Below are 17564 nucleotides of genomic sequence, written 5' to 3'. Positions count from 1 at the left end.
AGATCGGCGCATGCGGCCTGACGACGCACCGAGCGAACGAACACCCATCCGGGGTGACCCGTGGCACCGCCGAGAAAGCGAATGCGACATGAAGAAGCTCGACCTGGTCGACAAGGCCAACCTGCGCACCGACATCCCCGAGTTCCGGGCCGGTGACACCGTCAAGGTGCACGTGCGAGTCATCGAAGGCACGCGCTCGCGTGTCCAGGTGTTCCAGGGCGTCGTCATCCGCCGTCACGGTGGGGGCATCGGCGAGACCTACACCGTGCGCAAGATGAGCTTCGGCGTCGGTGTCGAGCGCACCTTCCCGCTGCACAGCCCGGTCGTCGAGCAGATCGAGGTCGTCACCCGCGGTGACGTGCGTCGCGCCAAGCTCTACTACCTGCGCAACCTGCGCGGCAAGGCCGCCAAGATCCGCGAGAAGCGCTGAGCCTGAGGCATACCCGCACGCCCCGGTCCGCCCTGTGGGCCGGGGCGGCGGCACATCGGGACACCGTTGCCGCAGCCGCCCCATGTGATTCGAGCACCACGCCGCCGACAGGCGGAGTGAGCCGATGGCGCGCGGTATACGGTGCCCACTGGGACAAGGGTTGACGTCGCCACAGGGCGACTCTGGTCGGGGGACCGCAGACCCACAGCACGACGACAGGATCAGAATGAGCCGATCGCAGGACAGCGGCCGCGACGACCACGGTGTCGGCGGCGCGACGAGCGCCGGTCAGGCCGACCGCGGTGGGTCCCTCTGGCACTCCCTGTTCGTGTTCGTCAAGGAGATCGTCATCGTCGTCGCCCTGGCGGTGGTCCTCTCCCTCATCGCCAAGACGTGGCTGGTGCAGACGTTCTGGATCCCCTCGGCCTCGATGATGAGCACCCTGGTCAAGGACGACCGGGTCCTGGTGAGCAAGTTGACTCCCGGACCCTTCGACCTCGAACGGGGCGACATCGTCGTCTTCGAGGATCCGGTGGCTGGCTCGAGCCCGACGTCGTGCCCCCCACGCCGCAGGACGGCGTCGCCGGCACGATCAACAACGTGCTCACCTGGGTGGGTCTGCTGCCGGAGGACGAGGGCAACCACCTCATCAAGCGCATCGTCGGCATGCCCGGAGACCGCGTCAGCGGCACCGTGGGCGGTCCGATCTCGGTCAACGGGGTCCCGGTCGAGGAGCCGTACCTGCACCCCGGCGACGCCCCGACCCAGGTCGACTTCGACGTCGTCGTCCCGCAGGGGCGGCTGTGGGTCCTCGGCGATCACCGCTCGGATTCGCGTGACTCCCGGTACCAGGAGGGCGACGGAGACCCGGGCCTGGTCGGGTCGGTACCTGTCGACAACGTCGTCGGGCGCGCGTTCGCGATCGTCTGGCCGCTCAACCGGTTGACCTGGCTGGGCGAGCCGAAGGGCACGTTCCAGAACGTCCCGGCCCCCTCGGCCGCGGTATCCCCGGCCCCCTCGGGCGCTGGAACCCCGTGACCTCTGCTCCCGCACCACGGCGACGGACGACGCGTCCGTCGAGTCGGCCCAGCCTGCGCATCGAACGAGAACTCCTGCGCGCCGGGCACACCCTGGTCGCCGGGATGGACGAGGTCGGCCGTGGTGCTCTGGCGGGTCCGGTCTCCGTCGGCGTCGTGGTCGTCCGGCTGGACACCCCCACCGCGCCGGCCGGTCTCAAGGACTCCAAACTTCTGCCCCCCGCCACCCGTGAGGCGCTCGCGCCGCGTGTGCGCAGGTGGGCGCACACGTTCGCCGTCGGCCATGCCGGCCCCGAGGAGATCGACGAGTTCGGCATCCTCCCGGCGCTGCGGCTCGCCGGGCTGCGCGCCTTGGCCGAGTGCGGGGTCGTGCCCGACGTCGTCCTGCTCGACGGCAACCACGACTGGCTCACGCCGCCGGTGAGTTCAGCGCAGCTCACCCTCGACCTCGACGTCGCCGCGCGGCCGCAGCCTCGGTGGCCGGAGGTGTCGATCCCGCCCGTGCGCACCCGGATCAAGGCCGACATGACGTGCTCCAGCGTCGCCGGCGCCAGCGTGCTCGCCAAGGTCGAGCGGGATGCCCGCATGGTCGCGCTGGCCGACGAGGTGCCCGAGTACGGTTGGGCGATCAACAAGGGCTACGCCGCCCCCGAACATCGGGCCGCCCTGCTGCGACACGGTCCCTGCGGGCATCACCGCAGGTCGTGGCGTCTGCTCGGGGAGGATCCGGCACAGGCGACGATGGCTACGGAGAGGCGACCCGGCATGGGCCATGATGGGTCGGTGAAGGTGAGGCTGACATGAGTTCCGAGGACCTCGAGAAGTACGAGACGGAGATGGAGCTGCAGCTCTATCGGGAGTACCGCGACGTCGTGGGACTGTTCACGCACGTGGTCGAGACCGAGCGGCGCTTCTACCTGTGCAACGCCGTCGACGTGAAGGTGCGCTCCGACTCCGGCGAGGTGTACTTCGACGTCAGCATGTCCGACGCGTGGGTGTGGGACGTCTACCGTCCGGCGCGGTTCGTCAAGAACGTGCGGGTCGTCACCTTCAAGGACGTCAACATCGAAGAGCTCGCCAAGAACGACCTCGAAGTGCCTGAGGACGGCAAGTTCTGACGCGCTGAGGGCCCGGCGCGCGCCTGAGCCGCGCGGGGCGGGCCTCATGTGCGCATGGCAGCCGCCGACCCGCCCACCCACGTCGGCCTGAATCACGCAGATGCGCGATGCCGCGGGTGGCGGTGGGCGTGTCGTCGGCTCCAGCGTGCACGAGCCTCGCGTGCCGTCAGTACGTCGGCGCTTCGTCCCCAGCTCCGACCGCTCCGAGCGGTTTCCACAGCGGTCGCACGACCGGATCCGGGCCTCCGCCCCGCCCACGAGGCTGAGCGGCGGAGGTGACCGAATGACTGATCGACGACGAGCCCTGGGGGAGTACGGCGAGCGCCTCGCCGCCCGCTACCTGCGCGATGCGGGGTTCACGGTTCTGGACCGCAACTGGCGCTGCGAGGTCGGCGAGATCGACCTCGTGGCCCGCCTGGACGACTGCCTGGTCGTGTGCGAGGTGAAGACCCGAAGACACGAGGACTACGGCGGACCGGCCGCGGCCGTCACGCCGGTGAAGGCGGCGCGGCTGCGACGACTGGCCGGATGCTGGCTCGAGGCCCACCCCGACACGGGCACCCGCGAGATCCGCATCGACGTCATCGCCGTCCTGCGCGGCTCGTCCGGCCCGGCCGACCTCGAACACCTCGTGGCGGTGGCGTGATGGCCGTCGGACGCACGCGCAGTGTCACGCTGACCGGTCTCGAGGGCGCGGCCGTGGACATCGAGGCCGACATCGTCATGGGCCTGCCGGCCTTCGTCATCGGCGGATTGCCCGATACGGCGTGCCGACAGTCCGCGGACCGCATCAAGGCGGCCGGTGGCAACAGCGGTCTGCCCGTGCCCAACCGGCGCGTCACGGTCAACCTGTCGCCGGCCTCGCTGCCCAAGGCGGGCAGCCACTTCGACCTGTCAAACGACACGCAAACGCGGTCATAGATTGGGATGGCGATCGTATCTCACCTGGTGCATACGCGGGCAGGAGGGCGGCTAGGGTGCCCAGCGTGGACCCGATCACGATGGAACCGATGACGACGCCGTCCGTGCGCGACGCGTTCGTCGACGGCGCCATCGCCTACATCGACGGCGTCCCCGCCCACCACACCCCACATCGTGCGCCGACGCCCGAGGGCATCGCCTGGTGCAACGGGTGGCACGCGGCACAGCACGACCGGGCGCTCGGCCTCCGACGCCGGCGATCCGTGCTCAAACATCGGCGCCGCTTGACCGCTTCCAGCGCAGCACGCTAGAGCTTCAACGGGTTAGGCTGACATGAGGGCATGCAGTCTGAACCAGGGGGATCGATCCAAATGAGTCGTGTCGATGACGCTCCTCTCCAGGCCAGGGACACGGAGGGGGATGGGGTGGTGCAGCTCAGATTCCGCGACCTCGACGGAGAGCTGCAGGTGATGAACGCGGCACTCCTGGGGGAGGCCTTGCAGGGAATGGCGGAGTTCGTGGGCAGCCTCTCGGCGGAACGTGGCCTCGGAGATGGCCCACCCCCGGAGGTTCTGGTCAGACCCATCCGTGAGGGTTCGGTCGTGGTCGACACGCTCATCCATGCAGCTCAGCAGGACCCGTTCGGTGCATTGACCGTTGCTGGCGGGGGCGCGGCCGGAATTGCGACCGCTCTACGGGTGAGCATCCGCAGCCTTCGCGTCACGGTCAGCTCGTTCGACCATCTTCCGACCGGCACGACCAAGGTCACGTGGTCGGATGGGGAGTCCCAGGAGATTCCCACCGCCGCCTGGAAGGCCCTGCAGTCCCAGAAGCGTCGAACGCGTCGCGCCCTCGGGAAGATCATGGCGCCCCTCGCTGGCCGGTCAGATGTTCTTGAGGTTCGCGAAGGCGGCGCCACTCAGACGTCCGAGGAGATCACCGAGTCCTCGCCGGTAGTGGTCGAGGCGACTACCGACGACTACCGGGCGGCCCGCCCTGAGCCCCAGGACTCGGAAGACTCGCAGGAGAGGACGTTTGAGGTGGAGGGGCGCCTGAAGAGTGTTGACTTCGACGACAACTCCAAGTGGCAGATCGTGACCCTCGAAGGGTCCCGCAAGGCGATCATGGAAGACTACGATTTCCTGGAACGGGTCGACCGAGGTCTCCCCCTTCGCAAGGACGACATCTTCCAGTTCTTGATCCGCGAGGAAGTCACCAGCCCCAACGGGCGCACGAAACGCAGTTGGACGATCCTGGAAGTCACCGGACACCGACAGGGGTACCACGATGACGACGACGAGCAGGGGAGCGACGTCGACGCGGACTGACCGCACTCCCAGGTGGGACATGTTCAACGTGGCCATGCTGGCCGCGTCACTCGTGTTCATCGTCGTGGGCATCGTCGGCTCCATCGTGAGCACCACGTCACCCTGGGTCATCCTCGTCCCCGTTGCTTCGATGGCCTACGCCATCACCCATCTGCGCCTGAGGTGACCCGAGCCGGTCAACAGCCGATGCCTCCCTCTGGGAGGACGGCGCACCACCTGTTGAGGTGTGCGGTGATCTTCTCCGCGGCGATCCCCACAGCCGTCACCGGGACGATGTCCGAGCCGCACGCCCGGCACACCACGCGGCCGGCGAGGAGGCACACGCGGTGTTCCTGATCGTCGAGGACGCGGTCGAGGGCCTCGATGCTGCTCGTGTTCATCATGCACTCACGATCTCGCTCAAGCCGCTCCCCGTGGGTCTGGGCATCCACAAGGTCACGACGTCGTGCGCACCGACTTGAGGTACTTCTCCCGGTTCATCGAGTCGTCCCGATCCCACAGGACGACGGCCCCATCCGGCAGAGGCGTGGGACCGTCCTCGTCAAGACGGCGCGGGAGCCCGTCCTCCACGCGTTCCCAGCGGGTGCCCGACCGCTCGCGCCATCGCACCACCGACACCACCGTGCCGAACGGCTCAGACTTCGGCGGCCCCTGAGCCGGGGGAACGCCCGCGAAGTCGGCGCGGAGCGCCCCGAGGGTGGGACCAGCCGCAGTCACCGTGTCGACGCCGGTCCCGAGGGTCTCATCCGGCCTGAGTACGTCCTCGTGTATGCGTGGCACGGGCGCGTCGTGGAAGACCAGCGCGTAGGGCTCGTGCCATCGCGGAGGCTCTAGGCACCACACGGCCTGTACGTAGACGTCGAGCACCGCCCGCTCACCGAAGTTGGTGACGACGGGCCTGATGGTGCCGGGCTGCTCATCCCACGGTGCTCGGGTGCGGGTCCGGACCACGACGACCGCGGCACGCTGGGCCTCGGCGTCCTGGCTCAACCTCTTGCGCTCGGCGTCGTCGCGCTCTCGCCGTTGCATGTCGGTGACGGCGATCCACAAGGCACCCACGGCCGCGGCGACGGTTCCGGCCGCGCTGACAGCTCCCAGGACTTCCGCCGGCTGTTGCCACCCGTAGAGGTAGGTCCCCACCCCGGTTGCCAGCGATGCCAACGCCGGGATGGAGACGACCCCTGCTCGCGTCACCGCGATTTCGCGTGACTTCCGTTGCTGCTCTGCATCCTTGGCCACGACCGGACCCTATCGCTCCGACCTGCGCCCCTACCGCTCGGACTTGAGAACGGTCTGCACGCTCGACGGCGACCACACCGCACCCCCGCGGGCGGTCGGGATGTCGTCGGCGGTGAGGTCCGCGGCGATCCTCCGCAAGCTGTCACCGGCGGCACGACGGCCCCGGATGCGAGCGGCGACGTGGTCGGGGATCTCCGGCGGCCGGCCGAGCCGGACACCGCGCTTGCGGGCCTCTGCGAGAGCGTCGCGGGTGCGAGCGGAGATGAGGGCGCGCTCGAACTCCCCGACGGACGCAAGGACGTTGGACGTGAGCTGCCCCGAAGGGGTGGACATGTCGAGGGCGACGTCGAGGATGACGAGCCCCCACCCACCGGCCGCGGCACGGTCCCGCAGGTCGATGAAGTCCCGCAGGGACCGGGAGAGACGGTCGAGCTTGGCGACGACGAGCACGTCCGCCTCACCCGCGGCCATCCGGTCAAGTGCGGTCGTCAGGCCGGGACGGCGGAGCGTCGACGCGGAGAGACCCTCGTCTGCGACGACGTCTACCAGGTCCCATCCGCGGGCGGAGCAGCGTTCCGTGATGGTGGTGCGCTGGGCGCCGAGTCCGAGCCCGGATGATGCTTGTTCGTTCGTGGACACCCGGACGTAGCCGAGTGCCTTCGTGGTCGTGGCGTTGTCCCCCATGCCGTCGAGCGTACGTGAATTGAGCGGTTCACGTACGGGGTGATGTGTTCAACGGAGACGGTCGCGCGCGTGCTCCACGGCGAGCCGCAGCACCTCGTCGTCGGGATCGTCGACGGTCGCCTCGAGGACCCTGTCGAGCACGTCTGCGGCTCCGGCGCGGGTGACGGCGTCGAGGACGGCGGAGCGGGTGAACTCCTCCACCGTCGTTCCCTCCCGGCGGGCGGCGGCCGTGATCGTCTCGAACTCGTCGGTGGTGAACTCCACGGTGATCTTCATGTGTGAATCCTCCGGCATCGCAACGGGAATGGGTGAGGCCGGCGTCGCGCTTCCACTACGCGACGCCGGCCTCGGCGGCGCTCCGCCCGTGAACGCCTCATGATGACCAAGGCGGCGCGCCGACGGCCGTGCGGGAAGGATGGGGCCGCCCGGCCGGGCCTGTTACGCCTCGACGAGCTCAGCGCGTCCTCGGGCGACGAACTTGTCGAGGTACTGGCGCCGGCCGCGGATCGTCGCGCCGGGCTCGTAGGTGTGGCCGAGGGCGTCCTCGAGTGTGACGCGCGTCAACCTCACCGTGACAAGCTGGCCGTCGGTCTCATCTGCGGCGGCGAACTCGATCGGGTCGCCGTTGCGGAGCGCGGGTCGGCGGAAGTCCTGGCCGGACGTCTGGCTCGACGCCTCCTCGGCCGAGAGGGTCGTCCGGCCCCGCGCCCACACCGGCAGGTCGCGGCCCTCGAGCTTCACACCCTGCCCGTCGCAGGCCACGCCGCGGAGCGCGTCGACGAAGAACCGCGCGGTGACGACGGAGCACCGGATCACCTCGCCTCCGAGGACGACGCCGCCGAGTTCGTTGCGGGCGGCGACCTTGGTCTCGGGGCCGACGAGGCGCACGTAGCACTCCCGCTCCACGTCGAACGGCTCGACGGCCTCGACGGTGGCGTCAGTGATGGTCGTCATCGGAGAGCCCCCGTCTTTTCCCACTCGTCGAGTGCGCGCTGCTGCTCGACCTGGGCCAGCTCGGCGCGGGCTCTGGCGGACAGCTCCGTCGCGGCGCCCTTGGGTGTCTCGGTCTTCGGCTTCTCCGTCGTCACGGTGCCCTTGTCGTCGGTCTCGATGGTGGCGCCGGTGAGCGCCTCCACGATCGTGACGAGCTTGTCGGCGAGCTCCCGGTCGAGGCCGCCAACGGTCACGGACTCGGTGCCGTCTTCGGCCTTGGTGCGCTGCCCGGTCAACACCGGACCCTCTGCGAAATGAACTGTGGTGGAACGCATTACGCGCCCCCTTTCCTGTAGTGGATCGTTCGATGTGATCTGAGTCACAGACTAGTGGAGGGCTCCGACAACCCTTCGACGGTCAGAAGGCCATGTCGCGCAGGTGCCCGAGATCGGACCCGACGACCGGCGCAGCGAGGGCGGCATGCGTGACGGTCACCTCCTCGCGGACCTGCTCGTGCGCGGCCTCGAGGGTCTCAGACAGAACGCAGCGGCCGTGCGCGTGCCGGCGGATGGCGGCGCGGTCCTCGACGGGCACACGCGACCCGCAGGATTGGCACCGGATGGTGCGGCCGGGCTGGGGCTTCTCGCGCTTGTCGTTGTCGTCTGGACGGACGAGGGCGTCGAGTGCGTCGGGCATGGGGTGTCTCCTCTCAGAATCGCATGTTGGCGATACCGCGGGTGGCGGTGGGGATGACCGGGCCGTACCCCTCGGCGAAGCGGCCGATGCCAGCCGGTTCGGGGAGTGTGGCCGGGGCGGCGGCGAGGACCTTGGCGCCGTAGGTGAGCGCGTCGGCGAGATGGTCCTCCACCCCGGTCGACAGGTACAGCTCGGGCCGGCGCGGGTCACGCGGGAGGCTCGGCAACGTGCGGATGGTCTCGACACACGCGGACGAGACGACGAGCCGCGGGGCGCCGTCGTCGCGGACTCTGAGCTTGTCGCGGAGCAGCGCGACGCCGGCCATGCGGTCGTTGTCGGCCTTCTCCACCCGGCCGCCGAGGACGTCACGGTAGGCGGCGGCGATGGAACCGGGCGGCGGTCCCTGCTCGAGGTCACCGATGGTGCGGCCTGGGTGACGGGTGACGTGGTGCGGGTTGCGCGCCCACGTGCTCGGGTCGAGCGCGACCGGGCACGGCCGGTCCCTCTCCGCCCTCGTCTCCGCGTCCCTGATCTGCTCGGCCTGCTCGTGTGGTGTCAGCTCGGGCGCGTACCGCTCCCGGTACAGGTACAGCAGCCCGTCGCCGAGCCGGGCCAACCACACTGCCGCGAACGGCGCCGACAGGCCGTAGTCGCACCCGACAGCGCGGGGGTATGCGGCAAGCTCGTCCGGGCCAGGCATCCGCGCCGGGTCGACGACGTGAACCTCACGCCGCCACTCCCCGAACGCCATGCCCGCGTAAACGTCCCAATCCCCGTCGCGGAGAGCGCGTCTCGTGTCCTCGTCGAGACCGTTCAGCCGGTCGACGTACGACGCGTCGATGTGAGGGTTGTCCGTCACGCGGGCCGGGATGAACCGGCGGGCGGCCGGGTTCGGGTCCTCCAGGGTGGCAGGCGGCGTGAACGTCGTCCCCGGCGGCGCCGGGTCGATGAACTGGGCCTTGACCCACGCGTGCGAGACGCCGCCCGGGTTCGCCGTCATCCGCATCGCGGGCACGAGACCGAGCTCGGCCATGCGGTCCCGCACCGGACCGGCGACACGCAATCTGGACTGCATGTACGTCAACTGGAACTGCGTGAGCTGGGTCGCCTCGTCCGCGTAAATCCTTGCGTACTCGGCGGATTGGTACCGCTGCACGTCGCCCTCATGTTGGAGGTGCCCGAGCTCGACCACGCTGCCGTTCCGGAGGCGGACCTCATGCGCGGCCTCGGCGTACACGCCCAACTCAACGGGCAACTCCAGGCGGAAGGCCTGCACGTGGGAGCGTGCCAGCTCGGGAAATGTCCGCCGCAGGATGAGTTGCCGCGACCCCGGCACCGCCGACGCAAACGACAGGGCTTCCTCCCGCACGCTCCTGCTCTTGCCACCACCGGCGCTGCCCCCGAACAGCACCAACGGCTCTGTCGCAGAATGGAAATCGCGTTGCTTGTCTGTGGCCTCGTACTCCGACCGGATCACCCTCATACCTCGCCCTCCTCCTCGTCGATGACCTCGGCCTCGATGACGATCGACCCGTCCTCGGCCAGACGCGGGTCGCGTAGCGGACGGCCCTCGTGCATGACCTGCCGTCCCTGCCGGTCGACGAGCCGGGACGCCTCGAACAACGTGACCACCGTCGTGCCGGGGGTGACCGGCTCGACCTCGACGAGACGGGCCTCGAACCCGGGCATCGCCACGCCGTACCGCTCGACCACGAGGCCGTCGAACCCCCGTCACCGGAGCGACCGCACGCCGGGCACGCCCCCTCCGCCGCGACCTGCGCCTGACCGACGAGGGCACGGTCCCGCAGCAGCGTGGACAGGGACCGCACGGTCTGCTCCGTCGTCATGCCCGTCCCGACCTCGAGCAGCCGCACCTTGCGCAGCAGCCGTCCCAAGTCGCCGGCCTCGATCTCCGCACGCACCGTCATCGTCTTGACGTCCATGACCGCCTCGAGGTCCTCCTCCGGCGCGTCCGCAATCCCATCCGTCAACGCCCGCCGCAGATCAAGACGACGAGCAACGTCACCGAGCGCAGCACGCAACGGGCCCTCGAGCTCCTCGACCGCCACCCGCTGCAGCTCGGCCCGGCGCTCCGCGGCCAACGTGCGGGCGACCGCCGTCCGCTCCGCCGACGGCGCCTCCGCCACCTTCACCCCCGCAGCACGACACCACGTCCGCACCGTCCCAGCTGGAACACCCAACCGTCTCCCCGCTTCGGACGGCCCAACCTCCCCAGCAAGGGCTACAGCGGCCTCCCGCACGTCCGCCGGGTACTTGGGTGGGCGACCCCCTTCGGGGTTTCAGCGGGGTTTTCAGCGCTGGTGGAAACCCCCTCACGGTCGTCAGTCACGGTCGTCCTCCTCGGATGCGGTCACGGATGGGATCAGGCAGGGGGCCGACCTGCTCGTGCTCGGGCCAGGTGATGCGGTCGACGCGTAGGCGCCGCGGGATGGTCGGGTCGACGATGACCGGCCACGGGTTCCACCCGTCCTCCGGGCGGGCCGGGTCGATGTGGTCGTGCGGGTGGGCGGTGACGCCGAGCTCGACGCCGCCCACGCGACAGACGGTGGCGACGATGACGGGCACGACGAGGTGCTCGTGTTGTCCGGTCACGGCCGGTCCTCCTCGGTCGTCAATGTGGTGTTGGTCACACCGCTCGTACGTGAGAGGGACGTTTCACGTACGGAGTCGTTCAGGTGGGCGGACGGGCGGTAGTGGCGTTCCTGCATCACGTACTTCTCTCGCTTGGTGATGGTCGGGATGGACTCGGTGAGCTCGCCCGGTCGTGCTGGACGTAGCGGGCCAGGGACTGGCGGCGGCGTCGCGGCGAGGGCCTCGGACCGGCACCACGGGCAGGTGCCGCTCGGCGTCAGAGGCTCCCGGTCGTGCAACGCGCAGCGGCCGGGCCTCGGCGCCGGCTTGAGGCCGGGGTACGTCATCGTCATCGGCCACCTCCGATCTCGTCGCAGGTGGGATGGACGGTCTCGCCGGCCGCGATCAGAGCCCTGTGGAGCGGGTCGCCGCACACGTTGCAGGCGGATGACGGGGACAGGACCTCGGTTTCCCCCTCCTTACAGGAGGGGGGAAACCGTGAGGGTCCCCCGGCGTGAGGTCCGTGAGGGTAGGCGTGAGGTGCCTGACCTGGGGTTCTTCACTCACCCGTGAGGGTCGTGAGGGGGTCGTGAGGGGTTCACGGTTTTCGGGGGCCGTGAGGGTAGCCGTGAGGGTCCCCGGCGCGGTCGTGAACCACCGTGCGGGGGTCCTGCTCGCGTCGTCCCCAGCCTCCTCACGGAGCTCTCCCCGGCGGCCGTGGGACCGGAGTTTCCGACGGGCCTTCTCGACTTCGCCGGGGCTGGGCTTGTCCTTGTCGAACATCACCTTGGCGGCGTCCTTGGCGGTGACGCCGCCGGGACGGGCAGCGAGTGAGAGGAGGTCGGTGGCGTCGTAGACGGTGGACTCGCCGAGGGTGTGGTCATGGAGGACCTTGAGCGGGCCGACGTCCTCGACGGGCTGCTTGAGGTGCTTGAGCTCGACGAGGGGGTCGCCGGCCTCGCCCCACAGGAGGACGACGGACCCGGCACCGGCGGTGATCCATACGGACCCGTAGAGGTCGGTGAGGGCGGTCGGGGTGGACCCGTTCGCGCCGCGCTTGACGAGGTGGTGCAGCTCGAGGATGTCGATGCCGTGGGCTAGGACCATCTGCCGGGCGCGGTTGTAGCCGGCGCCGACCTCGTCGTCCGAGAGGCCGACGGCCGCGTCCTTGACGGAGTCGACGACGATGACGTCCGCGTCGGCGGCGTGGGCGAGAGCGAGGAGGGTCTCGGGGTGGCGCGCGATGTCGGCGAGCGGCGGGCCGGGCCAGAACATGAGGCGCGTGTCGAGGCCGTCGCGGGTGAGCTTGTCGAGGGTGCGGCGGAGGGCTCGGGCGGCCTGCCGGGGGCGGTCCATCGCCAGGTAGAGGACGCGGCGTCGGCGTCGTACGGGTAGGCCGAGGACATCGCCCGCGTCGTCGGCGAGGAGACCGCGGACGAGCTGTCCGGCGAGCGTCGTCTTACCGACGCCCGACGGGCCGGCGATGATGAGGGCCTCACCCTCCGCCCAGAGGACACGGTCGCCCTCGCCCCAGATGGCGGGGACGGTGTCAGGGGCGTCGAGGATGAACGTGCCCCCGGGGACGAGTCTCTTGCGGATGACGTCGTACGGGTCGGTGGGCTCGTCGTCGTAGGGCGGTGGGACGTCAACATCCGGGTAGTCGGCGAAGCTCATGCGGCACCCCCCAGCAACTCGAGCTGCATCGCCTCGGGGGTGGGCACGACCTGGGCGACCGTCGCGTTCGGCACGCTCTGGTGCATCACGAGCCGGGCGCCGACGGCCTCGAGGACGGCCTCGACGTCACTCCGCCGGCGGGCCAGGACGACCACGCCGCGCCGGGCGGCGCAGTACGTCGCGGGCACGCCGTAGCGGGCGAGCAGGGGGCCGCGGACGCCCCGCAGGACGAGCCAACGGCCGTGGTCGCCGACCGGGTAGCAGTGGACCCACCAGGGGCCTCGACGCCGGTTCACCGGTCGCACTCCATGGTCTCGGTCAGGGCGGCGTGCCAGCGCGACAGGGCGAGACCGTCAGCCGACGTCACCACGAAGTTCGCGCGGCGGCCGGCTGCACGCACGGCATCGCCGACGCACGGCGTCCACTCGGACGCGCCGTCCACGTCGAGCTCGACGACGGTGCCGGCGGGGATGCGCTGCACCTCGTGCAGTCGGGAGACGATCTCGTGCGATGCAGCGCCACGGACGTCGAGGGTGAGCTCACCGCCGACGCGGGTACGATGGGAGTGGTTGTTGGGGATGGCCGCCTTGCTGGGGAGCGGGCGGCTTTCCTGTGTCGTCATCGCGCTGCACACCCGTTCGTCGCGGAGGGGCGGAGAAGGACGACGAGGCGCTCGCGCTGCTCGTCGGTCAGTGGGGGAGCGGCGTCGACGACAGCCCTGATGTGATCCGCGAGCGCGGATTCCTTGTGGCGGCGGCGGGTGTCGATGAACTCAGCGTCGTCGGCGGTGCGAGACCGGGAGAGGGCGGCGATGCGGCCGGCGAGGGCGAGGGTCTCGCGAGACTTGAGATGCTGTGTGGGCACTGTGACTCCGTCCGAGCACGGTGGAATCGAGGTCCCGATGGAGGACCTCGGTCCCACGACTCGTCGGCTCTGGCCGGTGGCGTCTCGTGAGTCTGCCCCCAGGGCATCCGCAGCACGTGTGACTTGATGCACGCGCTCGATGGGCCTGGTGACTCCGATTCTACGGTGTCGCGTCGCTCCGGTCCGGCAGCGTTACCGCCGGTCAAAGACCGAAAGCGGAACCTTCACCGCCCCAGCGGATCTCGCAAGGTCCAACACGCGACACACCCGCTCGAACGTCACCCGCGGGCGGGCAGAACAACTCGGACACGGCATCACCACCACGTCCCCGACCCGACCCTGACCCAACGGCAGACGCGCCCCGCCCCGCTCCACGTGCGGACTCCCCGACGTCTCGTCCGACGTCCCAGGCGCGTACCCCCGCATCGCAGAGAGGGTCCACCCGTCAGCACCGGGGAGCGCCAGCAGCAGACGCTTGGGACGCTCGTGCTTCATGCACACGACCCGCACCGTCCCCTCCGGCACCTCGAGCTTGCCGTTCAGCTCGCGGAACAACGCCTCGCGCCCATTGCCGTTCGTCACGACGTCGCGCCCTTCCACTCGAACTTCATCGTCTCGGGCCGGAAATAACTGTCCCCCGGCGTCCAGCCCTTCGGCCGCCCCCGCTCCGACTTGACCAACGTCACGACCACGAGCGCGTCGAGGACGGCACGCCGCCGGGCTAGGTCGGCACGCATGAGCGCGTCACCAGGGTCGGGGGCGTCTGCGATCCCCGTCAGGGCCGTCCCCTGGAACGCCGCGGAGATCCGCTCTCGCACCTCGGCGAGCTGGGCTCGCAGCACCTTGGACCCGACGGCGAGCTGCTGGGCATCAACGTGCCCCTCGGCGTAGTCCATCGCGAGGCGGTCCAACCGGTCGCGCAGCACCGTCGTCCGCAGCTCGAGGGCCGCCACGTCCACGCCCGGCGCTGCAGCCCCCGCGAGCGCATCCGAGAAGTCCGGCCGTCGCAGACGCTCAACGATGACGCCAGTCACCAGATCGTCCACGTCGAGCATCCCTCTGCTCACGCACCCCGGCCGACACCGATACACGAGGTGCCCGTTGGTGAATCCACCGATCACCGTCTGACCGCACGCGGCGCACCGAAACAGGCCGGACCCCAGGTACTTCCGCTCCGGTCCGGGCGTCGTCCTCCGAGTCGGGTTCGTGAGCAGATCGACGACGGCCCGCCACTGCTCCTCTGGGACGATGGCGGGCCACGCGGCCTTGCCGACGATGTCGCCCCGGTGCTTCATCAAGCCAGCGTTCCGCGGGCGGAGCAGCATCACCCGCAGCGCCGACGCCCCCCACTTGTTTCCTGTCGAGGTCGGCACACCCTCCCGGTTCCACCGGGCCACAAGACCCCGGATGGACCCACCCGCGAGGATCTCCTCGGTGGCTTCACGGACGCGGGCGGCCTCATCGTCTCGGACAACCATGCCGCCCGGCTCGTACCCGTACGGTCGCCGCCCACCCAGGGGCGTCCCGGAAAGCGCCCGTTGGTCCTTGGCGCGGCGGGCACGCTCGGATACCCGCTCTGCCTCGGCCGCGTCCACTGACGCCTTAATGCGAGCCACCATCCGCCCGTCAGCCGTGCCGAGATCGTCGTTCCCGCTCACCACCGTCAGGACCCGCGTGCCGTGCTTCTCGTGCAGCGTGATGAGGTCCTCGAGCTCGAGCGGCCGTCGGGTCAACCTGCTGTTGCTGTAGGCGAGGACGACGTCGAACCGGCCCTCACGCGCGCCGTCGAGCATGGACTCGTACCCCGGACGGCGCCGCTTCCTGCTCCGCGTCGATGCGCCGATGTCATTGTCGGTGAACGCCTCCACGACGGTCAGTCCATGCCGATTGGCGAGGGTGCGGCAGTCCTCCTCCTGCCGGGTGACGCCGAGCGCGCGCCCGTCTGCGTCTCGGCTGATGCGCGTGTAGATCGCTGCTCGGTTCCCCATGACTCAAGTATGTACTTGACGACACTTAGACCTGGGGATCGCCGTGGCGGTCATGGTGGCGGCCGGTCTCGTCCCGGCTGCCGTCGCCGACGAGGTCGTCCACCTGGGCGAACTCGGGCTCGACGGGTCGATCCGGCCGGTCACCGGAGTCCTGCCCTTGGTGCTCGCCGCCCGCGACGCCGGGTATGAGAAGGCCGTCGTCCCCCTCGCCAACATGCGTGAGGCAGCGCTGGTCTCGGGGATCCAGGTGATCGGCGCGGCGTCGTTGGGGCAGGTCGCGGCACGTCATATCGCCGTCTCCAAGGGGGAGCCGCACGAGGACGAGAGCCCTCCGCCGGAGGTCACCACCCTCGTCCCGAGAGGGCGTGACCTGCGCGAGGTCGTCGGTCAGCCCGAGGCGCGAATGGCGCTCGAAGTGGCCGCCGCCGGTGGGCATCACCTGTTCATGGTCGGCCCGCCCGGAGCCGGCAAGACCATGCTCGCCGAGTGCCTGCCGGGGCTGCTCCCCGACCTGCGCGACGAGGACGCGCTCACCGTCAGCGCCGTGCACTCGGTGCTGGGCCTGCTCGCGGGCGGACACCTGCTGCGCCGGCCGCCGTTCGTGGCCCCGCACCACGGGACCTCGCCCGTCGCGGTCATCGGAGGAGGGAGCGGGATCGTGCGGCCGGGCTTGATCTCGCGATCCCACGCCGGCGTCCTGTTCCTCGACGAGGCTCCGCAGTTTCCGGGCTCGGTGCTGCAGTCGCTGCGCCAGCCACTGGAGTCCGGAGAAGTCGTCATCGCCCGACAACGGTCCGCAGCGCGATTTCCGGCCCGCTTCCAACTGCTGCTGGCCGCCAACCCGTGTCCCTGCGGGAAGGCCGACGGCAAAGGGCTGGAGTGTTCGTGCTCGTCCAAGGTCCGCCGTGACTACCTGGGCAAGCTGGCCGGTCCACTCTTGGACCGGGTCGATCTGCAGCTGCGCGTGTCCGCCGTCCGTCGCGTGGCGTCCGTGGAGGAGCCCGCGGAGGACAGCGCCACCGTCGCCGCGCGAGTGGCGGCGGCGCGGGAAGCCCAGCGCACCCGGCTCGCCGCCCACGGACGGCACCTCAACGCGCACGTTCCCGGGCCGCTGCTCCGCGATCGCGGGCTCCGGCTGTCCCGGTCCATCACGAACGACCTCGACACCGCCCTCGACCGAGGGGCCCTCACGCTGCGCGGCTACGACCGGGTACTGCGCATCGCCTGGACGCTCGCCGACCTGCGCGGGGCGTCCGGTCCCGGTCGTGACGACGTGGGTCTGGCACTCGGGCTCCGCACCCAGGCAGGAGTGGCGGCATGAACCCCTCGACGGATCGAGAACACCCGATGACTCTTCCCCTGTCCCCGATCCCTCGCCGGGCCGAGCCGCGGCCGGGTGACCACGTCCTGCGCCGGGTCGTAGCAGACACCGACCCCACCCGGCTGGCGCGGGTGGCCTGGTCGGTCCTGGCCGAGCCGGGCGACCCCGTGGCCTCCCGATTGGTGCGGGAGCTGGGGCCGGTGGAGGCCCTCGAGGCGTTGACGATCCGCGCGGAGTCCTCCCTCGACCGGTTCCGTCCGCGTCTGGCCCAGCTCGACCTCGACCAGGTCCTCGACGACGCGGCGGGCTGTGGGGCTCGCCTCGTCACTCCCGACGACCGGGAGTGGCCGGCCGGGCTCGACGTCCTGGACGCGCCGCCGCTCCTGCTGTGGGTCCGCGGCCCCCTGGACCTGGCCGCGGCGACCCGGCGCAGCGTCGCCGTCGTCGGCGCGCGTGCGGCCACAGCCTACGGCGAGCACGTCGCCGCCGACATCGGGGCCGGACTCGCCGACCGCCGGGTCACCGTCGTCAGCGGCGGTGCGTTCGGGATCGACGCGGCAGCACACCGGGGTGTCCTCGCCGTCGAAGGGCAGACGGTGGCCGTCCTCGCGGGCGGCGTCGACCGGCCCTACCCGGCCGCCCACCATCGGCTGCTGGGGCACATCGCCGACGTGGGGGCGCTCGTGAGTGAGATGCCGCCGGGATCGGCGTCGCTCAAGTCGCGCTTCCTGCTGCGCAA

25 protein-coding genes and 2 pseudogenes are annotated in these 17564 nt (G+C 70.4%); 12 read left to right on the top strand and 15 right to left on the bottom strand.

Going from position 1 to position 17564, the window contains the following annotated elements; genetic code table 11:
* The first annotated feature begins 88 nt into the window (after window positions 1–88).
* The 10 genes and pseudogenes from rplS to QQK49_RS11005 all read left to right on the top strand — a co-directional run bounded on the left by rplS (window position 89) and on the right by QQK49_RS11005 (window position 5000).
* A complete protein-coding gene (gene rplS, locus QQK49_RS11050; RefSeq protein ID WP_284303959.1) occupies window positions 89–430 on the top strand; it encodes a 50S ribosomal protein L19 in 342 nt (113 codons plus the stop codon).
* Window positions 431–554: 124 nt separating this feature from the next.
* Window positions 555–905 (top strand): annotated as a pseudogene (locus QQK49_RS11045) (S26 family signal peptidase); the annotation flags it as partial.
* Between the two features lie 80 nt (window positions 906–985).
* Entirely contained in the window at window positions 986–1468 is a 483-nt protein-coding gene (gene lepB, locus QQK49_RS11040; protein WP_284303958.1) for a signal peptidase I, read from the top strand.
* Window positions 1465–2271: a ribonuclease HII gene (gene rnhB, locus QQK49_RS11035; RefSeq protein WP_284303957.1), complete on the top strand. Its 807-nt coding sequence runs from the start codon at window positions 1465–1467 to the stop codon at window positions 2269–2271. Before lepB ends, rnhB begins: the two co-directional genes overlap by 4 nt.
* Entirely contained in the window at window positions 2268–2585 is a 318-nt protein-coding gene (locus QQK49_RS11030; RefSeq protein WP_284303956.1) for a DUF2469 domain-containing protein, read from the top strand. The genes rnhB and QQK49_RS11030 overlap by 4 nt, the downstream gene beginning before the upstream one ends.
* 283 nt (window positions 2586–2868) lie before the next feature.
* On the top strand, window positions 2869–3231 hold the full coding sequence (locus QQK49_RS11025; protein WP_284303955.1) for a YraN family protein: 363 nt from the start codon (window positions 2869–2871) through the stop codon (window positions 3229–3231).
* A complete protein-coding gene (locus tag QQK49_RS11020; RefSeq protein ID WP_284303954.1) occupies window positions 3231–3506 on the top strand; it encodes a magnesium chelatase domain-containing protein in 276 nt (91 codons plus the stop codon). The genes QQK49_RS11025 and QQK49_RS11020 overlap by 1 nt, the downstream gene beginning before the upstream one ends.
* An 89-nt stretch (window positions 3507–3595) precedes the next feature.
* Window positions 3596–3817 (top strand): hypothetical protein, encoded by a 222-nt coding sequence (locus QQK49_RS11015; RefSeq protein WP_284303953.1) that lies wholly within the window; start codon window positions 3596–3598, stop codon window positions 3815–3817.
* A 117-nt stretch (window positions 3818–3934) separates the two neighbouring features.
* Window positions 3935–4834, top strand: a complete 900-nt coding sequence (locus tag QQK49_RS11010; protein WP_284303952.1) for an LAPAL motif-containing putative phage structural protein — start codon at window positions 3935–3937, stop codon at window positions 4832–4834.
* A 19-nt stretch (window positions 4835–4853) separates the two neighbouring features.
* Window positions 4854–5000, top strand: coding sequence for a hypothetical protein (locus QQK49_RS11005; protein WP_284303951.1), 147 nt, complete (start codon window positions 4854–4856; stop codon window positions 4998–5000).
* Window positions 5001–5010: 10 nt separating this feature from the next.
* Here the strand turns inward: QQK49_RS11005 and QQK49_RS11000 are convergent, their stop codons facing one another.
* The 15 genes from QQK49_RS11000 to QQK49_RS10930 all read right to left on the bottom strand — a co-directional run bounded on the left by QQK49_RS11000 (window position 5011) and on the right by QQK49_RS10930 (window position 15504).
* Window positions 5011–5217: a hypothetical protein gene (locus QQK49_RS11000; RefSeq protein ID WP_284303950.1), complete on the bottom strand. Its 207-nt coding sequence runs from the start codon at window positions 5215–5217 to the stop codon at window positions 5011–5013.
* A gap of 52 nt (window positions 5218–5269) precedes the next feature.
* The gene (locus QQK49_RS10995) at window positions 5270–6073 is read right to left on the bottom strand and encodes a hypothetical protein (RefSeq protein WP_284303949.1); all 804 of its coding nucleotides are present in this window, start codon (window positions 6071–6073) and stop codon (window positions 5270–5272) included.
* A 30-nt stretch (window positions 6074–6103) separates the two neighbouring features.
* Window positions 6104–6757: a recombinase family protein gene (locus QQK49_RS10990; protein WP_284303948.1), complete on the bottom strand. Its 654-nt coding sequence runs from the start codon at window positions 6755–6757 to the stop codon at window positions 6104–6106.
* Window positions 6758–6805: 48 nt separating this feature from the next.
* On the bottom strand, window positions 6806–7033 hold the full coding sequence (locus tag QQK49_RS10985; RefSeq protein WP_284303947.1) for a hypothetical protein: 228 nt from the start codon (window positions 7031–7033) through the stop codon (window positions 6806–6808).
* Between the two features lie 162 nt (window positions 7034–7195).
* A complete protein-coding gene (locus QQK49_RS10980; protein WP_284303946.1) occupies window positions 7196–7711 on the bottom strand; it encodes a hypothetical protein in 516 nt (171 codons plus the stop codon).
* Window positions 7708–7986: a hypothetical protein gene (locus tag QQK49_RS10975; protein WP_284303945.1), complete on the bottom strand. Its 279-nt coding sequence runs from the start codon at window positions 7984–7986 to the stop codon at window positions 7708–7710. The genes QQK49_RS10980 and QQK49_RS10975 overlap by 4 nt, the downstream gene beginning before the upstream one ends.
* A gap of 121 nt (window positions 7987–8107) precedes the next feature.
* Window positions 8108–8386 carry a hypothetical protein gene (locus QQK49_RS10970; protein ID WP_284303944.1) on the bottom strand — a complete coding sequence of 93 codons (279 nt, stop codon included), beginning with the start codon at window positions 8384–8386 and terminating at the stop codon, window positions 8108–8110.
* A 13-nt stretch (window positions 8387–8399) separates the two neighbouring features.
* Complete coding sequence (locus tag QQK49_RS10965) at window positions 8400–9869, bottom strand: terminase large subunit domain-containing protein (protein WP_284303943.1); 1470 nt, start codon at window positions 9867–9869, stop codon at window positions 8400–8402.
* Window positions 9866–10075 carry a hypothetical protein gene (locus tag QQK49_RS10960; protein ID WP_284303942.1) on the bottom strand — a complete coding sequence of 70 codons (210 nt, stop codon included), beginning with the start codon at window positions 10073–10075 and terminating at the stop codon, window positions 9866–9868. Before QQK49_RS10960 ends, QQK49_RS10965 begins: the two co-directional genes overlap by 4 nt.
* 657 nt (window positions 10076–10732) lie before the next feature.
* Window positions 10733–10999: a hypothetical protein gene (locus tag QQK49_RS10955; protein ID WP_284303941.1), complete on the bottom strand. Its 267-nt coding sequence runs from the start codon at window positions 10997–10999 to the stop codon at window positions 10733–10735.
* Between the two features lie 384 nt (window positions 11000–11383).
* A complete protein-coding gene (locus QQK49_RS10950; protein ID WP_284303940.1) occupies window positions 11384–12652 on the bottom strand; it encodes an AAA family ATPase in 1269 nt (422 codons plus the stop codon).
* Window positions 12649–12948: a hypothetical protein gene (locus QQK49_RS10945; protein WP_284303939.1), complete on the bottom strand. Its 300-nt coding sequence runs from the start codon at window positions 12946–12948 to the stop codon at window positions 12649–12651. The genes QQK49_RS10950 and QQK49_RS10945 overlap by 4 nt, the downstream gene beginning before the upstream one ends.
* Window positions 12945–13274 (bottom strand): hypothetical protein, encoded by a 330-nt coding sequence (locus QQK49_RS10940; protein WP_284303938.1) that lies wholly within the window; start codon window positions 13272–13274, stop codon window positions 12945–12947. Before QQK49_RS10940 ends, QQK49_RS10945 begins: the two co-directional genes overlap by 4 nt.
* Window positions 13271–13516: a hypothetical protein gene (locus tag QQK49_RS10935; protein WP_284303937.1), complete on the bottom strand. Its 246-nt coding sequence runs from the start codon at window positions 13514–13516 to the stop codon at window positions 13271–13273. Before QQK49_RS10935 ends, QQK49_RS10940 begins: the two co-directional genes overlap by 4 nt.
* Window positions 13517–14094: 578 nt before the next feature.
* Window positions 14095–15504, bottom strand: a complete 1410-nt coding sequence (locus tag QQK49_RS10930) for a recombinase family protein (RefSeq protein ID WP_284303936.1) — start codon at window positions 15502–15504, stop codon at window positions 14095–14097.
* Window positions 15505–15535: 31 nt separating this feature from the next.
* Here QQK49_RS10930 and QQK49_RS10925 point away from each other — a divergent pair, with 31 nt between their 5' ends.
* A complete protein-coding gene (locus QQK49_RS10925; RefSeq protein WP_284305889.1) occupies window positions 15536–16825 on the top strand; it encodes a YifB family Mg chelatase-like AAA ATPase in 1290 nt (429 codons plus the stop codon).
* Window positions 16822–17562, top strand: a pseudogene (locus QQK49_RS23285) (DNA-processing protein DprA); the annotation flags it as partial. The gene QQK49_RS10925 and the pseudogene QQK49_RS23285, both read left to right, overlap by 4 nt.
* Window positions 17563–17564 lie beyond the last annotated feature (2 nt).

The organism is Mobilicoccus caccae (assembly GCF_030161635.1).
Lineage (GTDB): Bacteria > Actinomycetota > Actinomycetes > Actinomycetales > Dermatophilaceae > Mobilicoccus > Mobilicoccus caccae.
This window is presented reverse-complemented; position numbering and strand designations above follow the sequence as displayed.